The sequence below is a fragment of the Streptomyces sp. NBC_01267 genome (assembly GCF_036241575.1).
In the GTDB taxonomy this organism is placed as follows: domain Bacteria; phylum Actinomycetota; class Actinomycetes; order Streptomycetales; family Streptomycetaceae; genus Streptomyces.
On sequence record NZ_CP108455.1, the window covers coordinates 6,504,348 to 6,523,868 of the forward strand.

Annotated in this window: 16 protein-coding genes and 1 pseudogene; 8 read left to right on the plus strand and 9 right to left on the minus strand. The window is 71.9% G+C overall.

Translation table 11 applies throughout. The features are described from left to right. Positions 1 to 18: 18 nt before the first annotated feature. Complete coding sequence (treZ, locus tag OG709_RS29135) at positions 19 to 1,764, minus strand: malto-oligosyltrehalose trehalohydrolase (protein ID WP_329168168.1); 1,746 nt, start codon at positions 1,762 to 1,764, stop codon at positions 19 to 21. A 102-nt stretch (positions 1,765 to 1,866) separates the two neighbouring features. Here treZ and OG709_RS29140 point away from each other — a divergent pair, with 102 nt between their 5' ends. Beyond that, positions 1,867 to 3,219 carry a GH1 family beta-glucosidase gene (locus tag OG709_RS29140; protein WP_250305604.1) on the plus strand — a complete coding sequence of 451 codons (1,353 nt, stop codon included), beginning with the start codon at positions 1,867 to 1,869 and terminating at the stop codon, positions 3,217 to 3,219. Positions 3,220 to 3,280: 61 nt separating this feature from the next. Here the strand turns inward: OG709_RS29140 and OG709_RS29145 are convergent, their stop codons facing one another. Next, on the minus strand, positions 3,281 to 4,264 hold the full coding sequence (locus OG709_RS29145) for a GNAT family N-acetyltransferase (RefSeq protein ID WP_329168170.1): 984 nt from the start codon (positions 4,262 to 4,264) through the stop codon (positions 3,281 to 3,283). Positions 4,265 to 4,389: 125 nt separating this feature from the next. Here OG709_RS29145 and OG709_RS29150 point away from each other — a divergent pair, with 125 nt between their 5' ends. After that, positions 4,390 to 4,953, plus strand: coding sequence for a DUF1707 and FHA domain-containing protein (locus OG709_RS29150; protein ID WP_250305746.1), 564 nt, complete (start codon positions 4,390 to 4,392; stop codon positions 4,951 to 4,953). Positions 4,954 to 4,973: 20 nt separating this feature from the next. Here OG709_RS29150 and OG709_RS29155 read toward each other — a convergent pair. Together OG709_RS29155 and OG709_RS36130 are read right to left on the minus strand one after the other, a co-directional pair. Next, positions 4,974 to 5,732: pseudogene (locus OG709_RS29155) on the minus strand (FAD-dependent oxidoreductase); the annotation flags it as partial. Further along, entirely contained in the window at positions 5,614 to 6,018 is a 405-nt protein-coding gene (locus tag OG709_RS36130; protein ID WP_443068557.1) for an FAD-dependent oxidoreductase, read from the minus strand. The pseudogene OG709_RS29155 and the gene OG709_RS36130, both read right to left, overlap by 119 nt. A 36-nt stretch (positions 6,019 to 6,054) precedes the next feature. On the opposite strand from OG709_RS36130, the gene OG709_RS29160 reads away from it, so the two are divergent. Both OG709_RS29160 and OG709_RS29165 read left to right on the plus strand, forming a co-directional pair. Further along, positions 6,055 to 6,981: a LysR family transcriptional regulator gene (locus OG709_RS29160; protein ID WP_329168171.1), complete on the plus strand. Its 927-nt coding sequence runs from the start codon at positions 6,055 to 6,057 to the stop codon at positions 6,979 to 6,981. Between the two features lie 48 nt (positions 6,982 to 7,029). Continuing rightward, the gene (locus OG709_RS29165) at positions 7,030 to 8,070 is read left to right on the plus strand and encodes a cytochrome P450 (protein ID WP_266640149.1); all 1,041 of its coding nucleotides are present in this window, start codon (positions 7,030 to 7,032) and stop codon (positions 8,068 to 8,070) included. Here the strand turns inward: OG709_RS29165 and treY are convergent. Both treY and glgX read right to left on the minus strand, forming a co-directional pair. After that, positions 8,030 to 10,378 carry a malto-oligosyltrehalose synthase gene (gene treY, locus OG709_RS29170; RefSeq protein WP_329168173.1) on the minus strand — a complete coding sequence of 783 codons (2,349 nt, stop codon included), beginning with the start codon at positions 10,376 to 10,378 and terminating at the stop codon, positions 8,030 to 8,032. The two genes, OG709_RS29165 and treY, sit on opposite strands and share 41 nt — an antisense overlap. 106 nt (positions 10,379 to 10,484) lie before the next feature. Beyond that, positions 10,485 to 12,620, minus strand: coding sequence for a glycogen debranching protein GlgX (gene glgX / locus OG709_RS29175; protein WP_326693774.1), 2,136 nt, complete (start codon positions 12,618 to 12,620; stop codon positions 10,485 to 10,487). Positions 12,621 to 12,836: 216 nt separating this feature from the next. Here glgX and OG709_RS29180 point away from each other — a divergent pair, with 216 nt between their 5' ends. Both OG709_RS29180 and OG709_RS29185 read left to right on the plus strand, forming a co-directional pair. Continuing rightward, positions 12,837 to 14,069, plus strand: coding sequence for an SAV2148 family HEPN domain-containing protein (locus tag OG709_RS29180; protein ID WP_250305761.1), 1,233 nt, complete (start codon positions 12,837 to 12,839; stop codon positions 14,067 to 14,069). Positions 14,070 to 14,165: 96 nt separating this feature from the next. Continuing rightward, positions 14,166 to 14,900, plus strand: a complete 735-nt coding sequence (locus OG709_RS29185) for a 3'-5' exonuclease (protein WP_329168177.1) — start codon at positions 14,166 to 14,168, stop codon at positions 14,898 to 14,900. A gap of 61 nt (positions 14,901 to 14,961) precedes the next feature. Here OG709_RS29185 and OG709_RS29190 read toward each other — a convergent pair whose 3' ends face one another. Next, complete coding sequence (locus OG709_RS29190) at positions 14,962 to 15,813, minus strand: phosphotransferase enzyme family protein (RefSeq protein WP_329168179.1); 852 nt, start codon at positions 15,811 to 15,813, stop codon at positions 14,962 to 14,964. A 190-nt stretch (positions 15,814 to 16,003) separates the two neighbouring features. On the opposite strand from OG709_RS29190, the gene mgt reads away from it, so the two are divergent. Next, on the plus strand, positions 16,004 to 17,215 hold the full coding sequence (gene mgt / locus OG709_RS29195; RefSeq protein ID WP_250305766.1) for a macrolide-inactivating glycosyltransferase: 1,212 nt from the start codon (positions 16,004 to 16,006) through the stop codon (positions 17,213 to 17,215). Between the two features lie 100 nt (positions 17,216 to 17,315). After that, positions 17,316 to 17,864 carry a DUF1697 domain-containing protein gene (locus OG709_RS29200; protein ID WP_329168180.1) on the plus strand — a complete coding sequence of 183 codons (549 nt, stop codon included), beginning with the start codon at positions 17,316 to 17,318 and terminating at the stop codon, positions 17,862 to 17,864. Here OG709_RS29200 and OG709_RS29205 read toward each other — a convergent pair. Together OG709_RS29205 and OG709_RS29210 are read right to left on the minus strand one after the other, a co-directional pair. Beyond that, positions 17,836 to 18,654 (minus strand): ABC transporter ATP-binding protein, encoded by an 819-nt coding sequence (locus tag OG709_RS29205; RefSeq protein WP_250305771.1) that lies wholly within the window; start codon positions 18,652 to 18,654, stop codon positions 17,836 to 17,838. The genes OG709_RS29200 and OG709_RS29205 overlap by 29 nt on opposite strands. After that, on the minus strand, positions 18,651 to 19,493 hold the full coding sequence (locus tag OG709_RS29210; RefSeq protein WP_326693771.1) for an aldo/keto reductase: 843 nt from the start codon (positions 19,491 to 19,493) through the stop codon (positions 18,651 to 18,653). The genes OG709_RS29205 and OG709_RS29210 overlap by 4 nt, the downstream gene beginning before the upstream one ends. Positions 19,494 to 19,521: the final 28 nt, after the last annotated feature.

The following is a 19,521-nucleotide window of genomic DNA, read 5'->3' on the forward strand; positions in this document are numbered from 1 at the left end:
AGCCCCCGCCCGCCGTCCTCATGAATCGGCGATCACCACACAGGACTCGGGCGGCAACAGCAGCACCCCGTCGGCGCCCGGCGGCCGGACCGGCTCCCAGGAGGCCAGGATCCGGCCGTCGCGTCCGTTCAGCGGGATGTGCGCGGGCTCCTTGCCGAGGTTGACGGCGATCCGCAGATCGCCCCTGCGCAGCGCCAGCCAGCGCGCGTCCTCGTCGTGGGCGACCTTGACGGACGCCAGGTCCGCGTCGACCAGATCGGGCTGGGTACGGCGCAGCGCGACCAGTTCGCGGTACCAGTCGAGCAGCCGCGCGTGGTGCCCGCCCGCCGGCTCCGACCAGTCCAGGCAGGAGCGTTCCCGGGTGGCCGGGGACTGCGGGTCGGGGATGTCGTCCGCAGCCCACCCGTGCGCGGCGAACTCCCGGCGCCGGCCGCCCCGTACGGCCTCGGCGAGCTCCGGATCCGAGTGGTCGGTGAAGAACTGCCAGGGGGTGTCCGCCCCCCACTCCTCGCCCATGAACAGCATCGGGGTGAAGGGCCCGGTGAGCACCAGTGTCGCCGCGCACGCCAGCAGACCGGGCGACAGGGTGGCCGAGAGCCGGTCGCCGAGCGCGCGGTTGCCGATCTGGTCATGGGTCTGGGCGTAGCCGAGGAAGCGGTGCGCCGGAGTCGTCGCCCGGGGCACCGGGCGGCCGTGCGTCCGGCCGCGGAAGGTCGAGTACGTACCGTCGTGGAAGAAGACGCGGGTCAGCGTCTTGGCGAGGGCGGCCAGCGGCGCTTGCGCGAAGTCGGCGTAGTAGCCGTGGGATTCACCGGTCAGCGCGGTGTGCAGGGCGTGGTGGAAGTCGTCGTTCCACTGGGCGTGCACCCCGAGACCGCCCGCCGCGCGCGGTGTCGTCGTCCGCGGATCGCACAGATCGGACTCGGCGATCAGGAAGAGCGGCCGGTCCTGCTCGGCCGCGAGGACGTCGGTGGCCGCTGACAGTTCCTCCAGGAAGGTCAGCGCCCGGGTGTCGGCGAGCGCGTGGACCGCGTCCAGCCGCAGCCCGTCCAGCCGGTAGTCCCGCAGCCAGGCCAGCGCGCTCCCCAGCAGATAGGCACGGACCTCGTCGGAACCGGGTGCGTCGAGATTGACCGCCGCGCCCCACGGGGTGTGATGGGCCTCCGTGAAGTAGGGACCGAAGGCGGGCAGGTAGTTGCCGGAGGGGCCCAGGTGGTTGTGGACCACGTCGAGGACGACTCCCAGCCCGTGCGCGTGGGCCGCGTCGACGAAGCGCTTCAGCCCCTGCGGGCCGCCGTACGGCTCGTGCACCGCCCACAGCGAGACCCCCTCGTACCCCCAGCCGTGCCGTCCGGGGAAGGGGCAGACGGGCATCAGCTCGATGTGGGTGATCCCCAGCCGGGCGAGGTGAGCCAGCCGCTGCGCGGCGGCGTCGAAGGTCCCTTCGGGGGTGTACGTGCCGATGTGCAGCTCGTACAGCACGGCCCCCGGCAGCCGCCTGCCGGTCCACTCCTCCCGCCACCGGTACGTGTCGTGGTCGACGACCGCGCTGAGGCCGTCCGGTCCTGCTGGCTGACGGCGCGAGCGCGGGTCGGGCAGCACCGGACCGCCGTCCAGCGAGAAGCCGTAGTGGTCGCCGTCCGCGGCGTCCGCCGTGACGGTCCACCAGCCGTCCCGCAGCGGATCGCGCTCCATCGCCGCATCCTGACCGGCCAACTGGAGCGTGACCTGCTCCTTCTCCGGTGCCCACACCTCGAACAGCACAGAGTCCCCCTCGTCGTCGGAACCGCGACCGGTCGGCTGACTCTCATCTTGGCAAGATCAGGGGCTGGAGCGAGCGCACTCGGGCCATTAGGGTCGCGATCCATGAAGATTCCGTCGTTGCCCACCTTCCCGCCCGGCTTCCTCTGGGGCGCGTCCGCCTCCGCCTTCCAGACCGAAGGCGCGGCCAGAGCAGACGGGAAGGGTCCATCCGGCTGGGACGCCTTCGCCGCACAGCCGGGCCGGATCAAGGACGGCGGGGACGGAACGCGCGGCACCGGTTTCTACGAGCGGTACCGCGAGGACGTGGCCCTGCTCGCCGGACTCGGCGCCGGGGCCTTCCGCTTCTCCGTGAGCTGGCCGCGCGTCGTCCCCGACGGCACGGGCGCCGTCAACGCCGCCGGGCTCGACTTCTACGACCGGCTCGTCGACGACCTGTGCGCGCACGGCATCACGCCCGCGCCGACCCTCTACCACTGGGACACCCCGCTGGCCCTGGAGGAGCGGGGCGGCTGGCTCGACCGGGACACGGCGTACCGTTTCGCCGACTACGCGGGCATCGTCGCCGAACGCCTCGGCGACCGGGTCCCGATGTGGATCACCATCAACGAACCGGCCGAGGTGACACTCCTCGGCTATGCGCTGGGCGAGCACGCCCCCGGCAAGAAGATGCTCTTCGACGCGCTGCCCGCGGCCCACCACCAGCTGCTCGCCCACGGGCTCGCCGTCCGCGCGCTGCGTGCGGCAGGCGCGTCGGACATCGGCATCGCCGTCTCGCACACCCCCGTCTGGACGGCGGGCGACAGCGAGGAGGACCGGTTCGGTGCCGAGCTGTACGACACGGTCTCCAACTGGCTGTTCGCCGACCCGCTCCTCACCGGCGCCTACCCCGACGAGAACTTCGCCGCACTGATGCCGGGCCCGGTCGCGGAGGACCTGGAGATCATCTCGACACCGCTCGACTGGTACGGGGTCAACTACTACAACCCCACCCTGGTCGGCGCGCCCGCCCCGCAGGCGCTCGACTCCTTCGCCGGATTCGACATACCGTCCGAACTCCCCTTCGGCATAAGGGAGATCGAGGGCTACGACCGGACCGACTTCGGCTGGCCGGTGGTCCCCGACGGGCTGCGCGAGATGCTCATCCAGCTGGAGAGCCGCTACGGCGACCGGCTGCCGCCGCTCTACATCACCGAGAACGGCTGCAGCTACGACGGCATCGAGGACCCCCGCAGGATCGCCTTCCTCGACGGCCATCTGCGCTCCCTGCACACCGCCATGTCCGAAGGCGTCGACGTCCGCGGCTACTTCACCTGGTCGCTCACCGACAACTTCGAGTGGATCGAGGGGAACGCCCAGCGCTTCGGCCTGGTCCACGTCGACTACGAGACGATGCGGCGCACCCCCAAGGACTCCTACCACTGGTACCGCGAGGTGATCCGCGGTTCGAAGTCCTGAGACCCACATGGGGGGGTGGACGACGCCGCCCCCCCATGTGCCGGCCGGTCCAGGACAGATCCTAAGCGGACTCGCCGGGCGGCGGATCCCACACCAGGTTGAGCTCGCGTTCGAAGTTGGCGTAGCCCGCCCGCTCGAAGGCCCGTGCCATGGGGACGTTGCCGAGGTCCGTCGCCGCGCGGATGCGCGGCACTCCCTCGGCGGCCAGGATCCGGGTGCCCTCGGCGAGGATCTCGTCGATGTGTGCCCGGCCGCGGTGGCCGGGCAGTACCCCGATGTACGCGATGATCGCGTGGTAGTTGTTGCGCGCGGGGATCACGAAACCGACCGGCTCGCCGTCCGGCAGCTCCGCGATCCGCCACCACTCGCGCGGCGACCGGTACCCCGTCAGCTCCTCGTCGTACTGCTGCTCGGCTGCCGCGCGCGGGCTCAGCCCGGACGCCTGAGCGGCCAGGCTGTGCGCGTCCAGGGTGCCCTCGACGACCCGCGCCATCAACGACACCAGGTCCTCCCGGTCGCGCACCGCACGGAAGACCAGCCGCCCACTCGGTTCCGGGACAGCGGTCCCCGGCGTCCACTCCAGCCGGAGCCGCTCCACCAGCAGCCGCGCCCCCGTCCGTTCCAGGACCCGCGTCCTGGCCTCCACGGTGTCCCTGGCCACCGGGTCCGTCCGCCAGTCCGGCGGTACGTAACGGCCGTACTCGGGGCGTTCGGTACCACCGGGGAAGAGCCGCGCCATGGCCGTCTCCAGCAACTGGAGCCCGGTCTCGCCGCGTTCGGGTTCGGGCAGCGAGTCGTCCAGATCGAAGAAGTCGAGCATGTACGGCGCCGCGCTGCCGGGGCCGGGCGCCCACCAGGCGGCCCGCGCCAGCACGCGGTCACCGCGCAGCGCCACCCACATCCACTCGGGACGGCGCAGACCGTTCGCCAGGTCGTCGGCGAGTTCGTGGTCGAGTACGTACGGCAGCGTACGGAAGAGTGCGAGCTCGTCCGGCCCGGTCAGCGGGCGGATCACCAGCTCGCGGTCGTGCGGTGACGCGGTCAAATCGGCTCCTGGAGGCAGGTGATGTCCGCGGACCGTAACAATCGCCGTCCGTCCCCGTCACACGGATATCGGAAAGCGGGGACCCGTCTGGACACCTCCGGCGGGGCGGCCCGACAATCATCCGTGTGACGTCCTCCTCCGAATCTCCCACGCACGACCCCAGTACCTCTCCCGTCCGGCTCTCCGACGCCGAGCGCGACCGGGTACTCGTCGTGCTCAGGGAGGGCGCGGTGCAGGGCAAGCTGTCGCACGACACCTTCATGCGCCGGATGGAACTGGCCCTCGCCGCCCGCAGGTCCGACGAGCTGGAGGTGCTCACCGCGGACCTGGAACGGGACAGCGGCTGGACGCAGCGGCTGGTGGGCGCGGTGGGCCAGGTCTCGGCCTTCCCGGGGCGGCTGCGCAGGGCCTGGACCGCCGAGCGGCTGCCCAAACTGCTGCTTCCCGCGCCCGGCCCCTATCCGTTGCGCATCGGGCGCGATCCGCTCAACGGCCTGCGGCTGAACCACGAATCGGTCTCCCGGATGCACGCGGAGCTCGGGGTACAGGCCGGGGCGTGGGTGCTGCGCGACCTCGGCTCGACCAACGGGACGACCGTCAACGGGCGACGGGTCACGGGCGCGGTGATCGTGCACGACGGCGACTCGGTCAGCTTCGGGCAGATCCAGTTCCGGCTGTCCTCCGCCTGACCGGCCGGACAGGTCCTGGCTCACCGCTGGTGCAGCCCCCGTCCCGCCAGACCGAGGAAGGTCTCGCCGACCGCCTCGGAGAGCGTCGGGTGGGCGTGGATGTGCTGCGCCACATCGGAGGGTTCGGCGTCCCAGCCGACGATCAGTTGACTCTCGGCGATCATCTCCGAGACATTCGGCCCGACGAGATGCACGCCCAGCACCCGCCCGTTCCGCTCGGCCACGACCTTCACCATGCCGCCCCGGCCGTGCACCATGCCCTTGGCGACCGCTGTCAACGGCATCGTGCCGACCACCACGTCGTGGTCGAGCCCCCGGGCCTCGGCCTCCGTCAGACCGACCGCGGCGGTCTGCGGTGAGGAGTACGTGACCCGGGGCACCGCCGCGTAGTCCACCGGCAAAGTCCGCAGCCCGGCCAGCGTCTCGGCGACCAACAGGCCCTCCGCGAACGACGCGTGGGCCAGCCCGAGCGCGGGCGGCGGCAGCAGATCGCCCACCACGTGGATGCCGGGCACCGCGCTCTCCAGCCGGGACCAGTCGGCGGGCGCCACGAAGCCGCGTCCGTCGGTGGCCAGTCCGGCCGCCGCCAGATCCAGCCCGTCGGTCACCGGCACCCGGCCCACCGCGACCAGCAGCCGCTCGGCCCGCACGGTGCGGCTCTCACCGCGCGCGGTGCGGACCGTGGCCCGTACACCGTCGCCGTCGACGGCCGCGTCCACCAGCCGCGCACCCACCTGCACCTCGATGCCGCGCTTCTTGAGCCCGCCGCTCGCGCGCCTCCGCGATGCCGTCGACGAGTTCGGCGGCGTGCAGCATGGCCTTGCTGGGGATGCAGCCCCGGTGCAGGCACGTGCCTCCGACCTTGTCGCGCTCCGCGAGGACGACATCGAGGCCGAGGGCCGCGGCGCGCAGCGCGGTGGAGTACCCACCGGTGCCGCCGCCGATCACGATCACGTCCGTAACTGTCGCCGCCGTCACCGCTGTTGCTGCCTCTGCCGCTGTCATGGCTCCACCCTCCGGCCGGACCTTGTCATGAGTCCAAGGCAATGTTTGTGTGGAGTCCATGCACAGCTTCTATGGCGGCGCCGGGAACGCGGACGCATGAGCCTGCGACAGATGGAGTACTTCGTGACCGTCGTCGACACGTCCTCCTTCACCCGCGCCTCCGAGCTTCTCCACGTCACCCAGCCCGCGCTCTCCCACCAGATCAAGTCACTGGAGAAGTCCGTAGGCGGACCGCTCCTGGAGCGGCTGCCGCGCGGCGTCCGGCTCACCCCGATGGGCCGCGCCTTCCTGCCGCACGCGCAGCTCGCCGTACGCAGCGCGGTCCAGGCCCGGCGGGCGGCCCGCGCCGCCGCGGGCGCGGAGGGCGGGGAGCTGCACATCGCCACCGTGCACGCCATAGCCGTCGGTGTCCTGCCCGAGGTCTTCGCCCGGTGGCAGCGCGCACACCCGGGCGTCGCGCTCTTCCTGCACGAGTACGCCTCCACCGACGCCCTGGAGGAACAGGTCGAGCGCGGCACCGCGGACCTCGCCGTCGGCCCGTCGCCGCAGTACTGGCCGGGTCCCGTCGTCCCGGTGGGCGAGGAGGAGATCATCGTCGCCGTCCCCTTCGACGACCCCCTCGCCGGGCGCGGCACGGTCGGCCTGACGGAACTGGCCGACCGGACCTGGGTGCGGTGCGCGATGGAACCACTGGTCGAAGGGCAGCTGTTCCTGGACCGGGCCTGCGCGAAAGTGGGCTTCGCACCGCGCACCGCCGTACGGACCGAGCACACCTCGACAGCGGTACGGATGGCGGCGGCGGGCGTCGGGATCACGGCCGTTCCGCTGCACGTGGTGCGGGGCGCGGTCGGCGAGGACTGTGTGGTGCTGCGCGTCGACCCGTCGTGGCGACGCGAGCTGACGGTCTTCTCCCGCGTCGCGCTGACCGGCGCGGCAGCGGCCTTCACCGAGCTGCTGCGCACCACGCGGTCACCCGTTCGGGCGCACGCCGACTGCGTGGCCGGGCCTCCGGTGGTCCGCTGAGAGGAACAGCGCCGCGCGGCGGGGCACCGAGACCGGGCGGGTGACACGATGACCGCTGATCCGGCCGCCGAGGAGTCCGCTCCGGTGCCGGTGCGTCCGGCTGAGGGACCAGCCGCCCCGCAGTGTTCCCTCGCCGCCGCCCCCGACCCGTACCCGCTGTACCGCACGTTGCGCGAGCGCCACCCGCCGGCCTACGACCCGCACCTCGGCGCCTGGCTGGTCAGCCGGTACACCGATGTCGTCGGCGCGCTCCGTGACGCGCGCCTGGGCCGCCCGCGCTCCGTCTCGTGCTGCGAACCGGGCGACGACCGGTGCGGGGCCCCGCACCTCCTCGCCCCGCGGGCGGTCCGTGAGCATGCCACGGGCGCGTTCCGGGAGATCGCCGAGCGGACCGCGTACGTCCTGGCCAGCCGGCTCGCCCGCCGCCCCGAGGCCGACCTGGTCGCCGAGTTCTGCCGTTGGCTGCCGTCCGGAGTGGTCGCCACCGCCGCCGGGCTGCCCTACGACGCGCTCGCCCGCGGGGACCGCGGCCTGCCGCCCACCCGTACCGGACCCGGGCGGCGCGGGCGGGGCGGGCCCGGCACCGCCGCGCTGGCGGGTCTCCTCGCCGACCGGGCCGCCCTGACCGAGAAGGCGCTCGCCTCACTCATCGCCAACCTCCTCGACCACCCCGCGCAGCTGGCGGCCGTCCGGGAGGACCCCGCCCTGATCCCGCGCGCCTGGGCGGAGACGCTGCGCCGGAACCCGCCGGTCCATGTCCTGGTCCGCAGGGCCGTGCAGGACGTACCCCTCGCGGGCGGCACGGTCCCGGCCGGCGCCGCCGTCGGCATCCTGATCGGCTCGGCCGGCCGCGACCACGAACGGTTCGCGGCAGCCGACGACTTCGACCTGTTCCGCCCCGACCCGGGCCGTCTCACCCTCGGCCCGCCCGGCTGTCCGGTGGCCGAGGTGGCCGCGCTCCAGGCGCAGTACGGGCTGCGCGCACTGCTGGACGCGATGCCCGGCCTCCGCTGGGCCGACGGCTTCCGGCCCGTCGAGACCGGGCTGCTCACCCGCGCGCCTCGGGCGCTGTGCGTACGACCCGCTTGAGCAGCGCCACCGGCCGTACGGCGAACAGTTCCCGCACCGCCACCCGGCCGGTGAACTCCCGCTCGGGCGCCAGCAGATCCAGCCACACCCCGGCGGGCAGCGGCAGCTCCGTGTCCCGCCAGCCGCCCGCGTCCGCGAGCCGCAGCGACAGTCTGGTCACCGCGGTGACGACCTCGCCCGAGCGGCAGAACGCCAGACAGTGCGCGGCGGCGGCGCCCTCGGCGGACACCGGTGCGTACGTCCCCGACTCACCGAAGACGTCCGGGAAGTCACGGCGCAGCAGCAGCGCGGTGGTCGTCACCGCGAGCTTCTCGTCCGACGGGTCCACCGGGACCGGAGGACGGCGGTTGTCGGGATCCACCAGCGCCAGGTAGGTGCCCTCGGTGCCCTGGTAGAGGTCCGGCACCCCCGGCATGGTCAGGTGGACCAGGGCCGCCCCGAGCGTGTTGGCCCGTACGTACGGATCGAGCGCGCGCGCGAACCGGGCGACCGCGGAGTACGGAGGCCCCGCGGGCCCCGCCGCCACGAAGTCGGCCACCGCCTGCTCGTACGCCGGATTCTGCTCGGTCCAGCTGGTGTGCAGCCCCGCCTCCCGGACGGACTTCAGCAGCGCGGGACCCAGCCGTTCCGGATCGGGCCGCCCGAAACCGAACGCGGTCTGCCAGGCGATCCACGCCAGATGCGGATCGGGCGCCGGAGTGGTCAGCAGCCCCAGCAGCTCCGCCCACCGCTCGGGGCACTCGGTCAGCACCGCGATCCGCGCCCGGACGTCCGCGCTGCGCTTGGTGTCGTGCGTGGTCAGTACGGTCCCGCTGCCCGGCCAGTCGCGGGCGAGCCGGGCGCAGAACGCGTGGAACTCCGACGGGCTCACCGCGGGCGCCCCCGGATCGCCGCCCACCTCTCCCGCCGACACCAGCGGGGCGTAGCGGTAGAAGGCGGTGTCCTCGACGGACTTGGCGCGCAGCGCGGACGACGTCTGGGCGAAGCGGGCGCAGAAGGCGGCGTGGGCCGGACCGTCGCCCAGCTTGCCGAGCGCCAGGTCCCGTACGACCCCCACGGCCGCCGCCTCCTCCGCCACCGGGAAGGAAGCGGCGGCCTGCCGGACCGTCTCGGGATCCAGCGTGGCCTCGGCGGTGTCCGGCGTGGGCCCGCCCGCCGTCACGTACGGCCGGTACACGGGAAGCCGCACGAGCAGTTCGCGCAGCGCGACCCGCAACGCCCACGGCGCGTGGTCGCGCAGCGCCGGGTCGGCCGCGCAGATCTGCTCCGCCGTACGGACCAGGAACGCCGTCTCGGCCGCCAGTTCATGGGTGAGGACCTTGTACGCGGCCCGGCGCACCGTCGACTCCCAGTACCCGCCGCGATCACCCGAGGGGCCCGCGTAGTCCCGGTAGTGGCGGAGCAGTTCGCCGACGCCTGCGGGGTCGGTGAACAGGCCGTCGATCCGGTGCAGCGCGTCGTAACCGGTCGTCCCGGCGACCGCCCAGTCGGCGGGCAGCCGCTCGTCGCCGGTGAGGATCTTCTCGACGACGGTCCAGCGTCCGGCGGTCGCCTCACCGAGCCGGCGCAGATACGTACCCGGATCGGCCAGGCCGTCCGGGTGGTCGATGCGCAGCCCGTCGATCACGCCGTCCTGCATCAGCTCCAGCACCTTGGCGTGGGTGGCGACGAAGACCGCGGGGTCCTCGACGCGGACCCCGATCAGATCGGAGATGGTGAAGAACCGGCGGTAGTTGAGCTCGGTACGGGCCAGCCGCCACCAGGTGAGCCGGTACCACTGGGCGTCGAGCAGCTCGGGCAGCGGCAGCCCCGAGGTCCCCTCGCGCAGCGGAAACAGATGGTCGTAGTAGCGCAGCATCTCGCCGTCGACCTGCAGCCGGTCCAGCTCGTCGCCGATCCGGTGGCCCAGGACGGGCAGCAGCACCTTGCCGCCGCCCGACTCCCAGTCGATGTCGAACCAGCGGGCGTACGGCGACACGGGCCCCTCGCGCAGGACTTCCCACAGCGGCCGGTTGTAGCGGGGGGACGCGGCCATGTGGTTCGGCACGATGTCCAGGACGAGACCGAGACCGTGCGTCCTGGCGGTGTCCGCGAGCGCCCGCAGCCCCGCCTCGCCACCCAGTTCGTCGCGCACCCGCGCGTGGTCGACGACGTCGTAGCCGTGGGTGGAGCCGGGCACGGCGCCGAGGACCGGCGACAGATGGAGGTGCGAGACACCGAGGGCAGCCAGATACGGCACCGCTTCCCCGGCGGCCGAGAACGGGAACTCCGGCTGGATCTGGAGCCGGTACGTCGCAGTGGGCGTCATGGGAGCGTACGTACCCCGTTTCCGCGACTCCCTGTCACTTTCCGCCCCGACCCGCTCGCCTCTCCTGCCGTACGGGCCTGCCGTACGGGCCGGTCGGACAGGCCGGTCAGGCGGGCCGTTTCAGCACGGTCAGGCTCCGCCCGATCAGCGCCAGCCGGTCACCCGCGTCGACCTTCGGCCCCCGGCCGGGCGGCACACCGTCCTCATGGGCCGTGTCGACGACGACCTCCCACTGCCTGCCGTGGCTCACCGGCACCACGAACTCGATCTCGTCCGCACTCGCGTTGAACATCAGCAGGAACGAGTCGTCGGTGATCCGCTCGCCCCGCGTACCCGGCTCGGAGATGGCGTTCCCGTTCAGGAAGACCGACAGCGCCTTGGCGTGCGCGGCCTGCCAGTCCCGCTGGACCATCTCCTCGCCCTCCGGGGTGAACCAGGCGATGTCGGAGAGGTCGTCATGGGTGCCCTCCACCGGACGCCCGTGGAAGAACCGCCGCCTCCGGAAGACCGGATGCTCCCGCCGCAGCGCCACCATCGCCCGGGTGAAGGCCAGCAGCGAGCTGCGCCCGCCGTCCTCGGAGCGGACCTGCTCGGGATCGGGCCAGTGCACCCAGGCCAGCTCGCTGTCCTGGCAGTACGCGTTGTTGTTGCCGCGCTGGGTACGGGCGAACTCGTCCCCGTGGCTCAGCATCGGCACCCCCTGCGAGAGCAGCAGGGTGGCCACGAAGTTCCGCATCTGACGCTCCCGCAGCTCCAGCACCGCGGGGTCGTCGCTCGCGCCCTCGGCGCCGCAGTTCCACGACCGGTTGTGGCTCTCGCCGTCCCGGTTGTTCTCGCCGTTGGCCTCGTTGTGCTTGTCGTTGTACGCGACCAGGTCGTGCAGGGTGAAGCCGTCGTGGCAGGTGGTGAAGTTGATCGAGGCGAGCGGGCGCCGCCCGTCGTCCTGGTACAGGTCGGACGAGCCGGTGAGCCGCCCGGCGAACTCCGCGAGCGTCCGCGGCTCTCCGCGCCACAGGTCCCGCACGGTGTCGCGGTACTTGCCGTTCCACTCCGTCCACAGCGGCGGGAAGTTCCCCACCTGGTAGCCGCCCTCGCCGACGTCCCACGGCTCGGCGATCAGCTTCACCTGCGAGACCACCGGGTCCTGCTGCACCAGGTCGAAGAAGGACGACAGCCGGTCGACCTCGTGGAACTGGCGGGCCAGGGTGGCGGCGAGGTCGAAGCGGAAGCCGTCGATGTGCATCTCGGTCACCCAGTACCGCAACGAGTCCATGATCAGCTGGAGCACGTGCGGGGAGCGCATCAGCAGACTGTTGCCGGTGCCCGTGGTGTCCATGTAGTAGTGCGGATCGCCGGTCAGCCGGTAGTACGAGGCGTTGTCGAGGCCGCGGAAGGAGAGGGTCGGCCCCAGGTGGTTGCCCTCGGCGGTGTGGTTGTAGACGACATCGAGGATGACCTCGATCCCGGCCTCGTGCAGGGCCCGGACGGCCTGCTTGAATTCGAGGACCTGCTCACCGCGGTCGCCCCACGAGGCGTAGGCGTTGTGCGGGGCGAAGAAACCGATGGTGTTGTAGCCCCAGTAGTTGGAGAGCCCGGTGTCCTCAAGACGGTGGTCGTTGACGAACTGGTGAACGGGCATCAGTTCCAGGGCCGTGACGCCCAGTTCCGTCAGGTGCTCGATGACCGCCGGATGCGCGAGCGCCGCGTACGTCCCGCGCATCTCGTCGGGCAGAGCCGGATGGAGCATCGTCAGGCCCTTCACATGGGCCTCGTAGAGCACGGTCTCGTGGTACGGCGTCCGCGGCAGCCGGTCGTCGCCCCAGTCGAAGTACGGATTGACGACCACCGAGGTCATCGTGTGCGGGGCGGAGTCCAGGTCGTTGCGCGAGTTCGGCCGGCCGAAGTGGTAGCCGTACACCGACTCGTCCCACTTGACCTGCCCGCTCACCGCCTTGGCGTACGGGTCGAGGAGCAGCTTCGCGGAGTTGCAGCGCTGCCCGTTCTCCGGAGCGTACGGGCCGTGCACCCGGAATCCGTACCGCTGCCCCGGCATGATGCCCGGCAGATAGGCATGGCGTACGAAGGCGTCGGTCTCCCGCAGCTCCACCGCCGTCTCTGAACCGTCGTCGTGCAGCAGGCACAACTCGATTCGGTCGGCGGCCTCCGAAAAGACCGCAAAGTTGGTCCCGGCGCCGTCGTACGTGGCACCGAGGGGGTATGTCTGTCCCGGCCAGACCTGCATGGGAAGGACTCTTCCACACTCCGTGCCAAGTCGGGCGTGTCAGCGCCTTCTCGCCACGAACCACTACGAATCCCCTCACCCGGCCGCAACTGTCGTGAGAACGGTCACCACGAATAGGGGAGTTGAGAAAGGAGCCTGTGCAAGCGGCTGCACCGGCTCCCGCCCGCGGAGTACCCTTCCTTGATCGTTGCAGGGGGAGTGAGAGGCGGTACGCGGGTGGGCTCGGGAGGGCTGGAGCTACCCCCAGGTGACCCAGGTCACGACGGGGGCTCCACAGGTGTCTCACCCGGAGCGGTCTCGCTGGCGCGGCCCATGGAGATCGGGGCGGAACTCGACTGGGGAGCGGACGCCTGGAACGAGGTGCGCACCCGGGCCCAGCGGGCCGGGCGCGCCTACATCTGGCTGAACCTCGTGGAGCAGCGGCTCCGCGCGGTGGTGGCCGCTGTGCTGCGCCCCATCTACGAACCGGTGCACGGCGACGACTGGGTGGTCGCCGCGGCGGGCCCGGCCGGTCAGGAGTGGGTGCAGCGTGCCGTCGCCGTACGGGAGGTCTCGCGCCGCAAGGGCTATCTGCTCGACCCGGCCGACGACAACGTGCTCAGCTTCCTCACCCTCCCGCAGCTGCGGGAGCTGATGGTGCAGCACTGGCCGTGCTTCGAGCCGTACTACGACGACCGGCGCGACGTGGAACTGGCTCTGGACGAGCTGGAGGTCACCCGGAACGTCGTCTCGCGCAACCGCGCCCTGTCCCAGGCGGTGCTGGCCCAGGCCGAGCGGGCCTCCTCGCGGCTGCTCGACATCCTGGGGGCGGGTTCCGGCGCGCCCACCGCCGACCGGCTCCCGGTGGACGCCGTCGAGGACCTGGTGGGTGACCGTTACGCGGACGTCGTCAGCGTCCACCCGGACCGGGTCCGCCTCCAGCGGCAGATCCCGGCCGAGGACCTCTTCGGCGGTGCCCGCCGGCTCGACGCGATAGGGATAGGCCTGAACCTCCTCGTCCAGAACTTCTCGGGCCGGCGGCTGATCCGGCTGGCCGAGTCGGGCTGCCGGGTCCGGCTGCTGTTCCTCAACCCGGCGAGCAGCGCCGTGAAGCGGCGCGAGCGGGAACTGGGACTGAAGAAGGGCGAGCTGAGCCGGTCGGTGGAGATGAACATCCTGCACATGCGCCGGGTCCGGTCCCGGCTGCGGGACCCGGGCGCCTTCGAGATCCATGTCTTCGACGAGACCCCGCGTTTCATGGCGTGTCTGGTCGACGGCGACGGATCGGACGGCCTCGCGGTGGTCCAGTCGTATCTGCGCAAGGCCCGTGGCATGGAGGCCCCGGTGCTGGTGCTGCGGGGCGGCGGCCGGGCGGTGGTCCGGCACGGTCAGGACGCCGAGCACGGCCTCTTCGAGACGTACCGCGACGAGTTCGAGTCCGTATGGGCCGATTCCCGCCCGGTCTCCTGACGGAGGGTGCGCCACCGGGTCGCGCCGGGGGCGTTGTCAGTGGCGCATGCGAGGGTGGTTCCCACTTGGGGGAAAGCACCACGAAGGAGGGCCGCCATGAGCTGGCATCGGGGACCGCTGGTCGGCTTCGACCTGGAGACGACCGGCACGGATCCGCTTCAGGCGCGGATCGTGACAGCCGCGATCGTCGAAGTACGGGACGCGGAAGTGGTGCGTCGCCACGACTGGCTGGCCGACCCGGGGGTGCTGATCCCGGCACAGGCGTCGGAGATCCACGGCATCTCCAGCGAGCGGGCGGTGGCGGAGGGCAGGCCGGTGCGGGAAGTGGCCCGTGAGATAGCCGAGGTGCTCGCCGGGTACTGGGCGCTCGGCGTGCCGGTCATCGCGTACAACGCCGCGTTCGATCTGTCGCTGCTCGCCGCCGAGTTGCGCCGGCACGGCCTGCCGTGCCTGGCGGAGGCCGCGCCCGTCATCGACCCGCTCACCATCGACCGGGCCGTCGACCGCTTCCGCCGGGGCAAGCGCACCCTGGAGGCGGCCTGCGGCGAGTACGGAGTGGTCCTCGAATCGGCGCACGAGGCGTCGGCCGACGCGCTGGCCGCGGTGCGGGTGGCGATCGCGATCGCCGAGCGGCATCCGCAGGTCGCCGCGCTGGACCTCGCCGACCTGCACCGCAGTCAGATCGGGTGGTACGCGGACTGGGCCACCGACTTCCAGAAGTTCCTGCGGCGGAAGGGGAACGCGGACGCGGTGGTGGACACGGCCTGGCCGCTGCGCGAGGCGCCGCCGACCGCCGTCCGGGCTCCGGCGGGACCGGCAGCCGGGTCCTGAGCCGTGGACAGGGTCTTGCGGGCAGGTCTCCCGGGCAGGTCTCGGACGGGTCCCGGACGTCCTAGAAGGGGTACCAGCGGACTTCCGGGTCGTTGTCCCGCAGCGAGGCCACCCTCCGGCGGAACTCGGCCAGCGCCTTGGGGTTGGCCGGGGCGTGCTGGGCCACCCAGGCGCAGCTCGCCGTCTCGCGGGCGCCGCGCAGTACCGCGCAGCCGTCCCACTCGCGTACGTCCCAGCCGTAGCCACGGGTGAAGGTGTCGTACGCCTCCGGGGCCAGGCCGTAGCGGTCGCGGGAGAGGGCCATCACGACCAGGTCGTGTTCCCGCAGGTCCGAGGAGAAGGTCTCCAGGTCGACGAGGACCGGCCCCTCGGGGCCGACATGGACGTTCCGGGTCAGCGCGTCGCCGTGGATCGGGCCGGGCGGCAGGTGAGGTGTCAGCACGGCTGCCGCCGAGGCGAACCCGTCACGGCGCTCGCGCAGATAGTCGGCGTCCGCCGGATCGATGGCGTCCCCGGCCAGCCGCAGCCAGCGCTCGACACCGCCGAGGAGCTCGCGCCGGGGGAGCGGGAACGCGGGGGCGGGGAGCGCGTGGACGGCGCGCAGCAGTACGGCGAGGTCGGCGGGCCCGGCCGGGCGGACCGCGTCGGGGAGCCGGTGCCAGAGCGTCACGGGGTGACCGTCGACCAGCCGCGCCTTCGGCTCGGCCGCGCGGACCGCGGGGATGCCCGCCTCCGCCAGCCAGCCGGCGATGGACAGTTCGCGCTCGGCCCGTTCCAGCAGGGCCGCGTCCCGGCCCACCTTGACGACGAGCCCGCCGGACGCGAACACCGCGTTCTCGCCCAACGCCAGCAGCGCCGCGTCCTGCGCCAGACCTGCCGCCGCCAGTACGTCCCGCGCCCTGGACTCGTCCATGTGATGTCTCCCGCTCTCGTTGGAACAGGCCAAGTTTCGCATCCGTGCGGGCAGGCCCGTTCGGCGGAGGGCAGCGGGCGGGCGGTCGGCGACGGGCGGCCGGCGGTCGGTGGGCGCACCGCGGGGTGCCCCGTGGGCTGCCCCCGAATATTAAGTGTACGAGACGTCTCGTCTCGCCTACCGTGAAGGCATGACTTCTCCGAAGCGCGCCCATATCGCCATGTTCTCCATCGCGGCCTCCGGTCACGTGAACCCGAGCATCGAAGTGATCCGGGAACTCGTCGCCCGTGGCCACCGCGTCACGTACGCGATCCCCGAGTCGTTCGCCGGCAAGGTCGCGGAGACCGGCGCCGAGCCCGTCGTCTACACCTCGACGCTCCCCACCGACGACGACCCCGAGGCCTGGGGCACCGAGGTGATCGAGCACGTCGAGCCGTTCCTCCGCGACGCCATCACCGTGCTGCCGCAGCTGATCGACGCACACGAAGGGGCGGACGGAGTCGGCGTGCCCGACCTGATCGTCCACGACATCACCTCCTACCCGGCGATCGTCCTGTCCCGCCGCTGGAACGTCCCCGACGTCTCGCTCTCCCCCAACCTGGTCGCCTGGCGGGGGTACGAGCAGGAGGTCGGCGAACCGATGACCGCCCAGCTGATGGCCACCGAGCGCGGCCGGGCGTACTACGACCGCTTCCACGCCTGGCTGGAGTCCCAGGGCATCGACGAACACCCCGACCCGTTCGTCGGCCGCCCCCGCCGCAGCATCGTCCTCATCCCCCGCGCGATGCAGCCGAACGCCGACCGCGTCGACGAGGACGTGTACACCTTCGTCGGCGCCTGCCAGGGCGACCGCGGAGAACAGGGCGGCTGGCAGCGGCCGGACGGTGCCGAGAAGGTTCTGCTGGTCTCGCTCGGGTCGACGTTCACCAAACAGCCCGGCTTCTACCGCGAGTGCATCAAGGCCTTCGGAGACCTGCCCGGCTGGCATGTGGTGCTCCAGATCGGCAAGTTCATCGACCCGGCCGAACTGGGCCCGGTCCCGGCCAACTTCGAGGTGCTGAGCTGGGCGCCGCAACTCGCGATCCTCAAGCAGGCCGACGCGTTCATCACGCACGCGGGCGCGGGCGGCAGCCAGGAGGGCCTCGCCACCGGCACACCGATGGTCGCCGTCCCACAGGCCGTCGACCAGTTCTCCAACGCGGACATGCTCCAGTCGCTGGGCGTCGCCCGGCACGTACCGATGGCGGAGGCCACCGCCGCGACCCTGCGCGACACGGTGCTCGCCGTGGCCGGTGACCCCGAGGTGGCGGAGCGGCTGACGCGTATCCGTGAGGAGATGGCGGGGGAGGGCGGTACGAAGCGGGCGGCCGACCTCATCGAGGCCGAACTGCCCGCCCGGTGAAGCGGACGGCCCGCCCGGTGAAGCGAACTGCCCACCCGGTGAAGCGGACGGCCCGTCGCGGCACGGGACCCCTGTCCGTGCCCCGCACTATGTTCGTCCCATGACGAACAAGTACGCGGTTCTGCTGCGCGGGATCAACGTGAGCGGGCACCGGAAGGTACCGATGGCCGAGCTCAGAACAGTGCTCGCCGAACTCGGCCACGGCGATGTCCGTACGTACCTCAACAGCGGGAACGCGGCCTTCAGCAGCGACGCGACGGACGAGGACGCGCTCGCCGCAGGAGTGGAGCAGGCCATCGAGGACCACTTCGGTTTCCACGTCGAATGCCTGGTGCGCGGCGGCCCGTACCTGCGGGCCGTCGCCGAGGCCTGTCCGTTCCCGGCGGCGGAGCTGGAAGGCAGGCAACTCCATGTCACCTACTTCTCGGGCCCCGTCACCCCCGAGCGGTTCGCCGCCCTCGACCCGCAGACGTATCTGCCGGAGGAGTTCAGGCTCGGCGACCGCGCCCTCTACCTCTACGCCCCGGACGGACTCGGCCGCTCCAAGCTCGCGGAACAGCTGAGCCGGCCCGGCCTGAACCGGGGGATCAACGGCACGTCCCGCAACTGGAACACCGTCGTCAAACTGCTGGAGATGACCGCCGACTGACGTCGCCCATCGCCCGTGCCGCCCACCGCCCGTCCGTGCGGGTGATCCGTACCGGGTGGTCGAAGCACTTGCTGACCTGGTCGGTCGTGAGCACCTCGTCGGCGGGGCCCGAGCCCAGGCACCGGCCACCGCTCAGCAGCATCGCGTGCGTGGTGGACGCGGGCAGCTCCTCCAGGTGGTGGGTGACCAGAATTGTCGCCAGCTCCGGATGCTCACCGCGCAGTTCGTCCAGGCTGCTCAACAGCTGTTCACGGGCGGCGAGATCCAGGCCGGTGGCCGGCTCGTCGAGCAGCACCAGCCGCGGGCTCGGCATCAGCGCGCGGGCGATGAGCGTACGGCCCCGCTCACCCTGCGAGAGCGTCGGCCAGCGGGACTCGGCCTTCTCGCCGCCCATGCCGAGCATCCGCAGCAGCCGCTCGGCCCGGCCGATCTGCTCGGCCGTCGGCGACCAGCGCGGGACCGGCTCGATCGAGTTGGTCAGCCCGGTCAGGACGACGTCGCGGACCCGCAGCGGCGAGTGCAGCGGATGGCGCGGATTGATGTGCCCCAGATGGGACCGGAGTTCCCGCAGATCCACCCGGCCGAGGGTGCGCCCCAGGATCTCCACCGTCCCCCGGGTCGGATGGGTCACCGCGCCCAGCAGACCGAGCAGGGTCGACTTGCCCGCGCCGTTGGCACCGAGCAGAGCCCAGTGCTCCCCGCTGTGCACGGTTATCGAGACCGAGTCCAGCAGCAGATTCCCGTCCCGTACGAAATCGACGTCGTCCGCCCGGATCACGACGGTACTCATAGGTCGTTCAGCTCCTTCATTTCTTCCTCGGACAGGCGCAGCTCTGCCGCGTCCACGTTCTCGTCCAGATGTCCGAGCGAGCCGGTGCCGGGTGTCGGGAGCAGGACGGGGGAACGGTGCAGCAGCCAGGCCAGCGCGAGCTGGCCCCTGGTGGCGCCATGGCGTTCGGCGATCGCGGTCAGTGCCGATGAGGCCTCGCCGGTCAGAGCGCCGTTGGACAGCGGGAACCAGGGCAGAAACGCGAGGCCGTGGCGCTCGCACGCCGCCAACACGTCCGCCGACGCGCGGTCGAGGAGATTGAAGCGGTTCTGCACCGAGGCGATCCCGGTCAGGGAGAGCGCCTGCTCGAGCTGATCGGCGGTAATGGTGTCCAGGCCGATGTACCGGATCTTACCCTCCTGCCGCAAGGCATCGAGGGCGCCCAACTGCTCGGCCATCGGGACGTCCGGATCGAGCCGGTGCAGCTGGTACAGGTCGATCGTGTCCACCCGCAGCCGCCGCAGACTCGCCTCGCACATCGCGCGCAGCTGCTCGGGACGGCCCGCGATGTGCCAGGTGTCGGGGCCGGTACGGACGACTCCGCCCTTGGTGGCGATCACCAGGCCGGCCGGGTACGGGTGCAGGGCCTCGGCGATCAGCTCTTCCGCGATGTCGGGCCCGTAGTTGTCGGCGGTGTCGATGAGGGTGACGCCGCGCTCGACCGCCCGCCGCAGTACGTCCCGCGCGTCCTGCCGTGCGCCGCGCGGGCCCCAGTACCCGGCGCCGGTCAGCTGCGCCGTACCGAAACCGAGGCGCCGTACCGGCAGCTCACCGCCGAGCCGAAAAGTGTCCCTGATCATGGCTGGACGCTATCCGACTGTGCCAGAG

Coding starts and splice junctions, on each gene's coding strand:
- OG709_RS29140 (WP_250305604.1), top strand. CDS start 1,867: ATGAAGATTCCGTCGTTGCCCACCTTCCCGCCCGGCTTCCTCTGGGGC.
- OG709_RS36130 (WP_443068557.1), bottom strand. CDS start 6,018: ATGGACTCCACACAAACATTGCCTTGGACTCATGACAAGGTCCGGCCG.
- OG709_RS29160 (WP_329168171.1), top strand. CDS start 6,055: ATGAGCCTGCGACAGATGGAGTACTTCGTGACCGTCGTCGACACGTCC.
- OG709_RS29165 (WP_266640149.1), top strand. CDS start 7,030: ATGACCGCTGATCCGGCCGCCGAGGAGTCCGCTCCGGTGCCGGTGCGT.
- treY (WP_329168173.1), bottom strand. CDS start 10,378: ATGACGCCCACTGCGACGTACCGGCTCCAGATCCAGCCGGAGTTCCCG.
- glgX (WP_326693774.1), bottom strand. CDS start 12,620: ATGCAGGTCTGGCCGGGACAGACATACCCCCTCGGTGCCACGTACGAC.
- OG709_RS29185 (WP_329168177.1), top strand. CDS start 14,166: ATGAGCTGGCATCGGGGACCGCTGGTCGGCTTCGACCTGGAGACGACC.
- OG709_RS29190 (WP_329168179.1), bottom strand. CDS start 15,813: ATGGACGAGTCCAGGGCGCGGGACGTACTGGCGGCGGCAGGTCTGGCG.
- mgt (WP_250305766.1), top strand. CDS start 16,004: ATGACTTCTCCGAAGCGCGCCCATATCGCCATGTTCTCCATCGCGGCC.
- OG709_RS29200 (WP_329168180.1), top strand. CDS start 17,316: ATGACGAACAAGTACGCGGTTCTGCTGCGCGGGATCAACGTGAGCGGG.
- OG709_RS29205 (WP_250305771.1), bottom strand. CDS start 18,654: ATGAGTACCGTCGTGATCCGGGCGGACGACGTCGATTTCGTACGGGAC.
- OG709_RS29210 (WP_326693771.1), bottom strand. CDS start 19,493: ATGATCAGGGACACTTTTCGGCTCGGCGGTGAGCTGCCGGTACGGCGC.